Annotated in this window: 9 protein-coding genes and 1 pseudogene; all 10 read right to left on the bottom strand. The window is 47.2% G+C overall.

What is annotated here, in order from left to right; translation table 11 throughout:
* Positions 1-210: 210 nt before the first annotated feature.
* The gene (locus tag ACTWJ7_RS02365; RefSeq protein WP_443145089.1) at positions 211-1,653 is read right to left on the bottom strand and encodes a peptidoglycan DD-metalloendopeptidase family protein; all 1,443 of its coding nucleotides are present in this window, start codon (positions 1,651-1,653) and stop codon (positions 211-213) included.
* 681 nt (positions 1,654-2,334) lie between these two features.
* Complete coding sequence (locus ACTWJ7_RS02360) at positions 2,335-3,123, bottom strand: hypothetical protein (RefSeq protein ID WP_301880603.1); 789 nt, start codon at positions 3,121-3,123, stop codon at positions 2,335-2,337.
* Positions 3,124-3,348: 225 nt separating this feature from the next.
* Positions 3,349-4,635 carry an adenylosuccinate synthase gene (locus tag ACTWJ7_RS02355; RefSeq protein WP_024629552.1) on the bottom strand — a complete coding sequence of 429 codons (1,287 nt, stop codon included), beginning with the start codon at positions 4,633-4,635 and terminating at the stop codon, positions 3,349-3,351.
* A gap of 443 nt (positions 4,636-5,078) precedes the next feature.
* The gene (gene dnaB, locus ACTWJ7_RS02350; protein ID WP_024629551.1) at positions 5,079-6,440 is read right to left on the bottom strand and encodes a replicative DNA helicase; all 1,362 of its coding nucleotides are present in this window, start codon (positions 6,438-6,440) and stop codon (positions 5,079-5,081) included.
* 1 nt (position 6,441) lies between these two features.
* Positions 6,442-6,885, bottom strand: a complete 444-nt coding sequence (gene rplI / locus ACTWJ7_RS02345; RefSeq protein ID WP_024629550.1) for a 50S ribosomal protein L9 — start codon at positions 6,883-6,885, stop codon at positions 6,442-6,444.
* On the bottom strand, positions 6,882-8,870 hold the full coding sequence (locus ACTWJ7_RS02340) for a DHH family phosphoesterase (RefSeq protein ID WP_079348416.1): 1,989 nt from the start codon (positions 8,868-8,870) through the stop codon (positions 6,882-6,884). The genes rplI and ACTWJ7_RS02340 overlap by 4 nt, the downstream gene beginning before the upstream one ends.
* Before the next feature lie 11 nt (positions 8,871-8,881).
* A complete protein-coding gene (locus ACTWJ7_RS02335; RefSeq protein ID WP_256984654.1) occupies positions 8,882-9,802 on the bottom strand; it encodes a YybS family protein in 921 nt (306 codons plus the stop codon).
* The gene (locus ACTWJ7_RS02330) at positions 9,799-10,101 is read right to left on the bottom strand and encodes a MazG-like family protein (RefSeq protein ID WP_024629547.1); all 303 of its coding nucleotides are present in this window, start codon (positions 10,099-10,101) and stop codon (positions 9,799-9,801) included. The genes ACTWJ7_RS02335 and ACTWJ7_RS02330 overlap by 4 nt, the downstream gene beginning before the upstream one ends.
* A gap of 264 nt (positions 10,102-10,365) precedes the next feature.
* A complete protein-coding gene (locus ACTWJ7_RS02325) occupies positions 10,366-10,791 on the bottom strand; it encodes a CBS domain-containing protein (RefSeq protein ID WP_024629546.1) in 426 nt (141 codons plus the stop codon).
* 189 nt (positions 10,792-10,980) lie between these two features.
* A pseudogene (locus ACTWJ7_RS02320) lies at positions 10,981-12,014 on the bottom strand (LCP family protein).
* Positions 12,015-12,126: the final 112 nt, after the last annotated feature.

Raw genomic sequence — 12,126 nt, 5'->3', positions numbered from 1 at the left:
GTATCAAAGCCTCGTTGAACTTGTTTCTTGCTCGTTCTTTGACTATTGTCCATATCATATGGCTTGTTGCCTATAGTCTATAGTTTACCATACCTGAAGCACCGTCACATCCCGTTCCGGGCCAATGTGTACTCCAAAATGAAAAATTTTTACAGCAGCAAAAAACAAGGCCAGCATCAACTGCCAACCTTGCTCTGGATTGCGATATAACTAGTTCAAGTATGTCATCGGATTTTCAACCGTTCCGTTCTTGATGATCTCAAAATGCAGATGCGTTCCGGTCGAACGGCCCGTGTTGCCCATTACGCCGATGCTCTCGCCTTTTTCGACGACTTGTCCAACCTTGACACCGATGCTATTCAAGTGTCCATAAAGTGTTTCGTACCCATTACGATGGTTAATAATAATAACATTGCCATAGCCACTCTTCTGTCCTGCAAAAGTAATCACGCCTTCATCAGACGCTTTCACATCACGGTTACCAACCAGATCGACACCTTTGTGCTGACGACCCCAGCGTTGTCCAAAGCTGCTGCTCATCGTAGCGTTGGATACCGGCCAGGCAAATTCGCCTGAACCTTCACCGACTACTTTGGTTCCACTCAGGACCACTTCAGTAACCGCTGCTTTGATGACTTCCTGGCCAAGCCATTCTTCCTGAACGACTTCACCGTTTTCCTTCGTTATCCGATATTGCATGCTTTTCAGACCGCTTTGACCTGGACGCACCACTTTCGTTGTGCCTGCTTTGAGCTCAGCACTTTTGCGTACTTCTACCTGTGGTTTAATCTCGATCTGTTCAACAACCTGCTCCACCGATTTAACGGTAACCGCTGGCTTTGGCACCGTCAGCGTAAGCTCGTCCCCAATTTGCAGCGACGTTTCCTTGATGCCCGGATTATGTTTGCGAATCTCGCTTTGTGTAATTTCGTATTTCGCAGCGATGGAAGAGATCGTATCTCCTTCACGCACGACATAGGTTACAGGCGCGTCTTTACCAACGGTTAAAGCTTTAACCGCCTCGGACACATCCCATAATTTGTTTGGATCAGCCTTCACCACATCTGTTGCCACATCTTCCTTGATGCCAACGGACTTCAGCGTTGTGCTTGGCCCTTCTGCTTTCTTCGATGAGTTTGCCGATACCGACTTCGTCTTGAACGAACTGCGCACAGCCGATGCCGATATGTACTTGTTCTGCACTTGTTCCAGAATCGCATCTGCTGTTGCCTGATCCTTCACAATGCCGATCACTTCACCGTCTACCTTGAGCTCTACACCCTTAGCATAGGCAGTCAGCATGTCACCGAGCTTGTCCAGCGTCTCATCGCTGTTCACTACGGGCTTGTATGCTTTAATGGTTTCGGTCGTGATGCCGTCTGTGTTCAGCACCATTTCCGCTTCTGGATATTTATTTTGGAATTCCTCAGTTTTGTCTGCAAATAATTTCTGTAATTGCGCCTCATCCGTGATGGTACCAATCTCATTGCCTTTGACCATCACTTTGTAATATGGAACGGTGTTTGCAGCAACGTATTGTTTGCCTGCGAATCCGATCGATGCAGCGATGAATAAACCGCATGCTGCTGTAATGATCCATTTACGCGAGGCCAGAACGTGCTTTTTGTTACCACTGAAGTTGGACATGCTCATGTTGTTTTTGTCTTCGGCCGTCCGGTGTTCCCGGATTGTTCGTGTTCCCGGTTCTTGCCCGGTTGGCGTATGCCTCTGAAACCTTTCATGATTCTCTCCTTTTCAGCACTTCTTAGTTCGCATTTCTGTCAAGACATCACCCATTGTGTCTGTCCCATGCTTGTCGATATTTGTATTCGGGTGTCCGCAAATCAGGACTTTAGCTGCGCACATAAAAGTGTCAAAATTTTAACCTTTTATCACACCCGTATACTTTAACACAGGTTTTACACTCATTTCAACTGTACTCGTCACAGCGCAAAGCCGCGCCACGCATGGTTTTCCTGTATTATCCATAAGATTGAAGATCGCTTTTGCTCCCCATAATGCCCCTTCTTCAGGTACACGCTGTACTTTTGATCATTTTTTAAGACTAGGTTCTAAGACCCACTATAATGTGATTTCTTTTTCATAAAAATACAAGTGGAAAATCCCTTGCCAGATCATCTCTGGTAAGGGATTTCATGAAAGTCATGCTATAGGATGCCTCGAATTGGTAGGATTATATGCTAACCATTTTTTAGCATTTTATTACTAGAAACCAAACTTGCTTCAGCCTCAATTCCCCGAATTCTTCTGTTCGATTTCTATGGAATATATATCTAGCAAGGGATTGCCGAACTGCTCCTACAACCTTTTGATTTATTCCGCCTGAAGGACTTCCATCAGGTTATCGTATTCTTCACTGGTCAGATACTTGGAAATCACCTGCTCAATATCACGCAGCTCCTGTTCGGTCAGGCCACCTTCCATGGCACTTGAAATCTGCTGCATTTCTTTCTGAGGCAGCTTGTTCATCAGCAGACTGAAAATCTTTTCTTTTTCCTCCAACGGAAGCTTATCCTTTTTGCCGGTAATGTCATCCGGGGATACTACAATCTCATCATTCCCTGAAGAAGCCGTACCATCGGAACTCGTACCTGTTCCGTTTCCCGGTGCTGTACTATTGCCAGCTGCTGTTCCTGAATCGGTGCCCGTATTTGTGCCAGCATCTGCGTCTGTTCCCGTACCAGAGCCGCCCCCTGAGCTAGACCCCGTAGCAGAAGAGTCTGTTCCTGAAGTTGTCCCTTGATCCCCGTCTGAGCCTGAATCCTGTCCTGTGCTGTTGTTGCCTGTGCTGGCGCCGGACTCTCCGCTCCCTGTCCCATTGCCCATGACAGATATCGCATCTTCCGGAACATGTTCCTCTTCCGCTCCTGCCGGCTGGTCTGTCGTGCCCGTTCCGGGCTTCTTCTCTTCAACAGCTTTACCTCCCAGTGCCCCCTGAAACATAGCCGTTAACCCCATAGGCTGGCCTTCCCACTGAATATTGAAACTCGCCAGCAGCGATTTTACATATGACTGAACAATTAATCCGGTTGTCAGCAAAGTCAACGAACTGACCAGCATCACGGTAAGTACAACTTTAATAAACCATTGAAGCAACTTCATTCCCGTTCTCTCCCTCCGTTTTCCGACCCCATATCACATTTAATATTCAGGATCTATGAGTCTACTGTTACCCAGTATTGACGGAAATTCGGGGATTATATCAGAAAGCACGCGAAAAACCCCAGCCATCGCTAAAATCAAGCGATAACTGGGGCTCTATGGTGCCCGTTTAGGCAAATTAATTAATAAATGTCTACCTTAGCGTTGCCGGGTTAGCCTAACTGCTTATTCGTAGATAGGAAGAACCTGATTCGTTTGTTCACGATTACGGCCTACAGAGAAGATCGCAATAGGAATACCTGTCAATTCGGAAACACGTTTCACATAGTTCTGCGTGTTCACAGGCAGATCTTCCAGCTTCTTCGCCGTAGTGATATCTTCACTCCAGCCTGGAAGCTCTTCGTATACGGCTTCACATTCTGCCAGCATTTTCAGGCTTGCCGGATAGTGAGTGATAACCTCGCCGCGGAATTTGTATCCTGTGCAGATTTTCACCGTTTCCAGACCTGTCATTACATCCAGGGAATTCAGGGAAAGACCTGTAATGCCACTAACACGACGTGCGTGACGAACAACGACACTGTCGAACCAGCCGACACGACGCGGACGTCCTGTTACCGTTCCGTACTCATGTCCCGTCTCACGGATTTGGTCACCAATCGCATCATGCAGCTCTGTCGGGAAAGGACCATCTCCTACACGTGTTGTGTACGCTTTAGCCACACCGATAACCTGCTGAATCCGAGCTGGGCCAACGCCAGAACCGATACATACCCCGCCTGCGGACGGATTGGATGAAGTAACAAATGGATAAGTTCCTTGATCAAGATCCAACATAACGCCTTGTGCACCTTCGAACAATACTTTTTTGTCCTCATCAATGTATTCATTGAGCACAACGGATGTATCACGAACATAAGGACGCAGAATTTCGGCATATCCGAGGTAATCTTTCAGAATTTCTTCTACATCTACAGGCTCGCCGCCATAAACTTGCTCGATTACGCGGTTCTTTTCTTTGACCAAATGACGCAGTTTCAGCTCGAACTCTTCCGCATCAAGCAGATCAACCATACGAATACCGATACGGGCTGATTTGTCCATGTAACATGGGCCTATTCCTTTGCCTGTTGTACCGATTTTGTTCGGGCCTTTGCTCTCTTCTTCCAATGCATCCAATACCATGTGATATGGCAAGATGATGTGTGCGCGTTCGCTGATAGACAAGTTTTTCGTAGTAAAGTCATTGTCATGAATATAGTTAATTTCTTCAATGAGTGCTTTCGGGTTGATAACCATACCGTTACCAATTACACATGCTTTATCCGTGTAGAAGATACCCGATGGGATCATCGTCAATTTATATTTTTTGTTATCGATCAGAATCGTGTGTCCTGCATTGTTACCGCCTTGGTAACGAGCAACCACATCTGCGGATTCCGCCAAATAATCCGTAATCTTGCCTTTACCTTCGTCTCCCCATTGCGTTCCCACTACAACTACCGTTGACATAGTACATACCTCCGTGGGTGCCTTGCGCACCTTTGTATTGGTCTGTCCGTCCTCTATCTCGGCAGGAATTTGAAGTGAAATTACCAGCGGAGAAGCGTGCTAACGGACAGTGAAAATCCCCTCTATTTACATCCAAGGGAAGGTTTTCGCTGCTTTAACGCAGCAGTACTAGTGTACCAGTCCCTTTTTTCAAAGTCAAATCAAATGGCGAACAATTAGATATAGTCACACCCTAATGTTCGGAATTGACTCGATATTCCGACACAAAAAACCGGCGAAGCCAGTCAAAACTTGCTTGACGGCTAACCCCGGTTATACAATACGTATTCCCATCCAACGCTATATGTCGTATTCACAACGTATTTATGAGTTCATAGAATCTAATGGTTGATGTCGGGACAGACGATTTCACTTCCCTTTCGAAGGTAGTCTGTATCTGTCCCCTACATGGCAAAGGCATCATTGTGTGCCCGCTCGTAGTTAACGAATTTATTAAAGTTCTTCAGGAAGACCAGTTCTACCGTACCTACCGGACCATTACGCTGTTTGGCGATAATAATCTCGATAATGTTTTTCTTCTCGGTCTCCTGGTTATAGTAGTCATCCCGGTACAGAAACGCTACGATGTCAGCATCTTGCTCGATCGATCCCGATTCCCGCAAGTCACTCATCATCGGACGTTTATCCTGACGTTGCTCTACACCCCGGCTCAGCTGAGACAAGGCAATAACCGGAACTTCCAATTCCCGGCCAATCTGTTTTAGTGTACGTGAAATCTCGGATACCTCTTGTTGACGGTTCTCCCCGGCTTTACCGCGTCCACTAATCAGTTGAAGGTAGTCGATCAGAATCATGCCAAGGCCTTTCTCTTTCTTGAGACGACGGCATTTGGCACGAATATCAGCTACGGTAATCCCTGGCGTATCATCGATGTAGATGTTAGCTTCGTTCAAAGCTGCAATGCCCATCGTGAGCTTCTGCCAATCTTCATCACCTTTGAAATCACCCATACGCATGACACCCGCATCCAGATTGGCCTCTGCACAGATCATACGCTGCACGAGCTGTGCGGCTGACATCTCCAGACTGAATATCGCAACCGTCTCCTGTGCCCGAATGGCTACATTCTGAGCAATATTCAAGGCAAAGGCGGTCTTACCTACAGATGGACGTGCCGCTACAATGATCAAGTCACTCCGTTGGAATCCAGCGGTCATCTTGTCCAGATCGATGAACCCGGACGGAATGCCCGTTGTGGTGCCCTTGTTCTGATGCAGCGTCTCCACACGATCGAATACTTCCATCAGTACATCCTGAATGGCTATAAAACCACTGCTGGAACGTCGGTTGGAAATCTCCAGAATGCGCCGCTCTGCTTCTCCAAGCATAGCCGCAACATCCTCGCCGCCCGTGTATCCTTCACTTACAATCTGCGTAGCCGTACGAATCAGGCGACGCAGCATGGATTTCTCTTCAATAATCTGAGCGTAATAATCCACGTTCGCGGCAGTCGGTACACCATGAGCCAGCTTCGCCAGATAACTGACGCCGCCAATGTCCTCAAGCTCGCCTTTATCCTTCAGAAGCGAAGTCAGAGTCACGAGGTCAATCGGTTGGTTTCCCTCGCCAAGCTGGATCATCGCTTCAAAGATTAATTGATGGGGTTTATCATAGAAATCCTCGGTTTGCACCCGTTCCATCGCTGTAATCAGGGCCTCGCCCTGCAACAGGATTGCACCCAGCACGGCCTGTTCGGCTTCCAGGTTCTGTGGGGGAATCCGGTCGAATAACATTTCGCCGCCCATCTTACTCCTCCGTTACCTGTACCTTCAAGGTAGCCTTCACTTCAGGGTGAACCTTGACGGTGACTTGCGTTACGCCGAGTGTGCGAATAGGCTCGTCCAGTTCGATTTTGCGTTTGTCGACTTTCAGACCTTTCGCTGCCAGAGCTTCAGCGATTTGTTTGCTCGTGATTGCACCGAACAGACGGCCGCCTTCGCCGGATTTTGCTTTTAGTTCAGTCACTTCAGCTTCCAGCTTTTTAGCCAGAGCTTCCGCTTCTGCTTTCTCTTCCTGTTTACGTCTGTCTTCCGCTGCCTTCTGATTGTCCAGTGTTTTCATGTTTCCGTCTGTTGCTGGACGTGCGATTCCCCGTGGCAGAAGGAAGTTCTGTGCGTATCCCTCAGACACTTCCTTCACTTGCCCTTTTTTCCCTTGACCCTTCATATCTTTTATAAAAATGACTTTCATTCGAACAGCCCCTCTTCCTTTTCGATTTCAGCCAGTACGTTCGTCAGCCGTTTTTCTGCCTCTCCAAGCGTTCCTTCAAGCTGCACGGCAGCATTTGTCAAATGTCCGCCACCGCCCAGTCGTTCCATAACCACCTGAACATTCATGCGCCCCAGCGATCTCGCGCTGATGCCAATCAGTCCATCCGGACGTTCACTAATGACAAATGAAGCGACCACATCGGTCATATTGAGCAATGTGTCCGCCACTTGAGCGATCATCATCTGTGGAATCTTGTTGCCAGGGTCCGTGACCGCCAGCGCAATGTTCCCGTATACCATTTTAGCATGCTTTATGATTTCTGCCTTAGCAATATATTCTGACAGATCTTCCTTCATGAGCCGCTGAATCATGATCGTGTCTGCACCACTACGACGCAGGAAGCCTGCCGCTTCAAACGTTCTCGAACCTGTGTGGAGTGCAAAATGCTTCGTGTCCACTGTAATTCCGGCTAATAACGCCGTCGCTTCCAGCGGAGTGAATTGTACCTTGTCATGAATATACTGAAGAAGCTCAGTCACCAGTTCCGCAGCCGAGGAGGCATATGGTTCAAGATAGATTAACACTGCATCGTTAATGAATTCTTCACCCCGACGGTGGTGATCCACAACCACGACACGTGTAGCGGATTGGACCAACTTCGGCTCCATGGTCATGGATGCCTTATGCGTATCCACTACAACAAGCAGCGTATGTTCTGTCATCATCTGAGTAGCCTGTTCTGGCAACACAAAAGCTTTGGACAATTTCTCATCCTTGTTCACCTGTTCCATCATGCGTTCAATGGATGGGTTGGGCCCGTCCAGCACAATTCGTGCCTCTACATTGTAGAGACTCGCCGCTTTCCATACCCCAATAGACGCGCCAATCGCATCCATGTCGGGCATTTTGTGGCCCATGATAATTACCCGGTCGCTCTCCTGCATCAGATCACGTAATGCATGGGCGATAACCCGGGCTCTTACCCGTGTTCGTTTCTCCACCGCGTTGGACTTTCCACCGTAAAAGGACAACCGTTGTCCAGATTTTACGGCAGCCTGATCGCCACCACGACCAAGTGCCATATCCAGACTGGACTGAGCCAGTTCTCCCATCTCACTGATGGTATCCGAACCAAATGCCAGTCCAACACTTAGCGTCATCGGTACTTTAAGATCAGCGGTCATCTCCCGGACTTCATCCAGAATGACGAATCGGCTCTGCTCCAGCTCCTGCAAAGACTTATAATTCAGCATCATGAGATAACGATCAGAGGAGAGGCGGCGCAGGTAAACCTCATACCGTTTCGCCCAGGACGTAATCTCACTGGTTACACGAGCAATCAGCGCAGTCCGCTGTTGGTCGTCCATGCCTTGAGAAGCCTCGTCCAGATTATCGAGAACCAGAATGCCCAGTGCAATGCGTTCATTCTCATATTTATCACGTAGAATGGCTAGCTCCGTAATTTCGTAGACATATACATACCGCTCCTGCGGATTATGAATGACTCCATAATAACGGTCATCCAGTTGGAACTCGTCATGAAGTTCCTTGGACGACTCCTTGTTCCCATCCTTCTTCTCCTTCGGTTGAGGAAGTTTGGGAAACAAATTTTGCAGCGGATTGCCCACCATCGTCTTTTCCTGGAACATGTCCGCGACGAAGCGGTTATGCCACTCTACCGTACGATCCTCACTGTACAGCACAATACCGAATGGAAGCATGCTGACCGCTTCCCCCTCCATCCGCTTAATCCGAATGGACAGGCCATTAATGTAGTCGTTAAGCTCACGACGGAACGCGAGCTCCGCCTTAATCATGACGATTCCCAGCGCCGAAGCCAGTATCAGACTAATCAAACCAAGCGCCCAGTTATAGATGGTCACGGACATAACAAGCAGAAGCAGCAGTATGAACGCCCATACGGTATAGTAGCCGTGCCAGCGTTTCTTCAGAAATTTAGGCATGACTCATCACCCTATCGTTTTGGTTTCGATATTGCCTCGCGAAGCGGGAACGCCAGATCGATAATCCCTATAATCCGCAGCGGTCCAATGAAGAAGACTGCCGCCGCCAGCAAATACGGTACAACCGGATTCCATTTCTTTGCATGTGAGAGAAAGAAGAAGAAGCCGATAGCTTGAATCATGAAGCCCAGATTAATCAGAGGCGACAGGTTCATGGCAATCATGGTCCAGTACGTTCCATCACTTTGTCTGGATATCACCTCGAACAACAATGCCAGGAAGTAATACCAGATTAGTGCACGCGGCATACGCCATTCTCGCGCAGGTGGAAATTTCGGTACAACCACGCCCATAACGTTCAGAATCGGACGTGCAATGAGATGTGTAATTAGAGCCATGACCAGAGACGTGACCACCAGGGCGAACGGAATCATAAGCTGCGTCTGCCTAGCAACATCCTGAGTCATTTCAGGTGTCCATACAAACCCATTTACCATCTGACTGGATGTATTCGTCAAGGGTTCAATCGTCAATCTGACCACATCATCAATATAACTCGACAAGTCAAATTGGAAGATTACACTTCCAATCAACAAAAGCAACAGATATTCGGCCAGCATGGTTCCACTTCCAACCATTAGGGCGAACAGGGCCGATTTCTTTTTCTTATACGCATTACCCATAACGATCGCGGGCAGGGTGAACAAAAGCAGTAATAACAGATAAATCGGACTAAATACGACCAAAATAATCGCCACTGGGACGAGATGCCATATAAATGATTTTACCGGTAATGAAGCAAACAAAATAACTCCTGGTATCATCATGAAAAATATGGCCAAAACCGATAAAGGAGTTAACAGCGAAAGTAGCAAGAGCAGATAGACTACGCTCCAGACAGCTGATTTAAAGCTAAATTTCAACAAATTCACCTCTTACGCATGTGATCTTCTAGCGCGGAAATATCCTGGTACCAGTCTTCCAGCTGGTGACCTTCCTGTTTATGCTTTTTCAATTTCTCAACAAGCAGTGCATCCAGATCCTTGAAAGGAATACCGAGCCTGCGGCCCAATATGTAACTACTCATCATCAAACTGGCGAGACTGTCCCCGATTCGGGTTGTGCTGCCTTCCCATAACGCTTTGAACAATCGGGATACCTGATCAAGCACTTCGGTTTTAAGCCATTCAATCACTTTAGCGCGTTTGGCTACATCCAGTTCTTTAGGCATATTGGCGAAAGTCACTCTCCCCGAAAAAGCTTTATTCTCCATTATAGCATAAAAAGGGGGGCCGCAAAATTACCCCAAAAAGCGGAGAAGTCCTCCGAAACTCATTTTAGGAACTTTGCGGGGACCCCATACAACGAATTCGCATTTTAACTTGTGGAAAATTCATTTAAATTCGATCTTGTTCAGCTCTTCTTAAGTTTAACATGATACCGGACGGCTGTGATTATCCACGCTGTTGCAACAATATTGAAATTTGTTTTCGGCTTACTTTACTTTCATGGATTCCTTCGCTACAATGCCCTCGCAATATTCAATAATCTGACTCCGTCTTACGATCCCAATGAAGCGCTCCATATCATCGACCACCGGCACAAAGTTCTGAACCTTGGCCAGATTAATCAAGTCCTCCATATTGGCTTCAATGGATACGGGCTTGATATCCAGGCGAAGTGGAACGTCTTTGAGCAAAAATTTTGAAGCGTTTTCAAATGAGATCTTTCCCTCGGAGTTCTTCATATACCACAACAGGTCACCCTCGGTTACCGTGCCAATATACTTGCCTTCCTTATTCAAAATGGGCACCGCTGTGAACCGATGATATTCCATCCGTTCCAGCGTTTGCCGCAGAGTAGAATCCGACGTTACACATGTAACTTCCTGTTTGGGCAGCAAAAAAAATGCGATGTTCATACCCGTACGTATCCTCCTTGTGAATTTCATCATTCAGCTTATCTCACTCAACTTATATCATACGAATCAGAACGCCAGATGTTCCAAAAGGACAACATTCAAATTCCTTCTACAAAGAAAAAAAACAGCAGTCCGCCAATAAACGCACTGCTGATCATTCTCTGAAACATAACGTCTGTATGGAATTGGTTATTCGATCTTCTGCCGGTCAGGAATCATTACTTCACCGGCTGGGTCGATTCATCCATCCAGTTGTTAATCAGCTCTTTGGCATATTGGACGTCTTTCTCATCTGCCTTGCCGTAATAAATTCCGTCTTTCCGCATCCCTTCGCCCAAGATAGTGAAGCTTGAGATTTGCGGTTTTTCCTGCGTCAGTACCTGTTTGGCCAGATCAATAATGAAGGAAGGCTGCATATCCGTCTGGAAGCTGTCTCCCATAATCTGAATCAATTCCGGAATTTTGCTGATGGCATTCAGATTAAGCATCTCATTCGCCATCGCATTCAGGAAGATTTGCTGCCGCTTGGTCCGATTAAAATCGCTATCCTCGCGGTATCTCACATAGTAAAGTGCTTCCTGTCCGTCATAGATCGGCTTGCCGCCTTCTATCGTGAACTGCACATGTTCCGGATTCTTGTTCACAATGTCCTCATCGATCGGCAGCTTCACGCCACCAAGTGCATCAACGACTTTCTTGATCCCGTCAAAGTTAATCGTTGCATAGTAGCCTACATCCGCATCGAGAAACTTCTCCACCGTATTGATAGACATATTCTCCCCACCGAAGGCGTAGGCATGCGCAAGCTTGTCATAATCATCCTCGCCATCCTTGTTGGCATCACGTCCAACAATCTGAACATAGGTATCACGCGGAATGGATACCAGAAGTACACGGGATTCTTTCGGACGAACAACGGCATAGATGACCGTGTCAGAGCGTCCACGTGTTTTCTCATAAGCACGTTTGTCCGAACCAAGCAGCAGCACCGAGAACGGTTCTTTGCGATATACGGTTGGATCTGGCGTATTGTTACCCTCCTGGGGAACATAGGAACGGGACAACTGATCTTCAACTGAACCAGCGAGAAACAGATCGAAGGCTGCTACAGCAAGCTGCTGACGAAACAAATAGCCCCCGATTAACAAAACAACGAGCGAAACGAGCGTTATATATAGACCTTTTCTTCTTTTCTTCTTCTTATCTTTAGTTCTGCTTTTCATCCATCGATTCCTTCTTCACTGTCAAAATGAAATTCGATACTGCCTGCTATATAAGCTGAATATAACTTGTCCTGACCCCGCAATGGTCCAGTTTTAATTATTTGTTCAACTT

Source organism: Paenibacillus sp. 1A_MP2 (assembly GCF_052244825.1).
GTDB classification, from domain to species: Bacteria; Bacillota; Bacilli; order Paenibacillales; family Paenibacillaceae; genus Paenibacillus; species Paenibacillus vandeheii.
The sequence above is the reverse complement of the archived record's forward strand: the minus strand, read 5'-3'. Positions and strand labels throughout refer to the sequence as shown.

Excerpts from the sequence above, each read along its gene's own strand:
- ACTWJ7_RS02365 (WP_443145089.1), bottom strand. The coding sequence starts at position 1,653 with ATGAGCATGTCCAACTTCAGTGGTAACAAAAAGCACGTTCTGGCCTCG.
- ACTWJ7_RS02360 (WP_301880603.1), bottom strand. The coding sequence starts at position 3,123 with ATGAAGTTGCTTCAATGGTTTATTAAAGTTGTACTTACCGTGATGCTG.
- ACTWJ7_RS02355 (WP_024629552.1), bottom strand. The coding sequence starts at position 4,635 with ATGTCAACGGTAGTTGTAGTGGGAACGCAATGGGGAGACGAAGGTAAA.
- dnaB (WP_024629551.1), bottom strand. The coding sequence starts at position 6,440 with ATGGGCGGCGAAATGTTATTCGACCGGATTCCCCCACAGAACCTGGAA.
- rplI (WP_024629550.1), bottom strand. The coding sequence starts at position 6,885 with ATGAAAGTCATTTTTATAAAAGATATGAAGGGTCAAGGGAAAAAAGGG.
- ACTWJ7_RS02340 (WP_079348416.1), bottom strand. The coding sequence starts at position 8,870 with ATGCCTAAATTTCTGAAGAAACGCTGGCACGGCTACTATACCGTATGG.
- ACTWJ7_RS02330 (WP_024629547.1), bottom strand. The coding sequence starts at position 10,101 with ATGCCTAAAGAACTGGATGTAGCCAAACGCGCTAAAGTGATTGAATGG.
- ACTWJ7_RS02325 (WP_024629546.1), bottom strand. The coding sequence starts at position 10,791 with ATGAACATCGCATTTTTTTTGCTGCCCAAACAGGAAGTTACATGTGTA.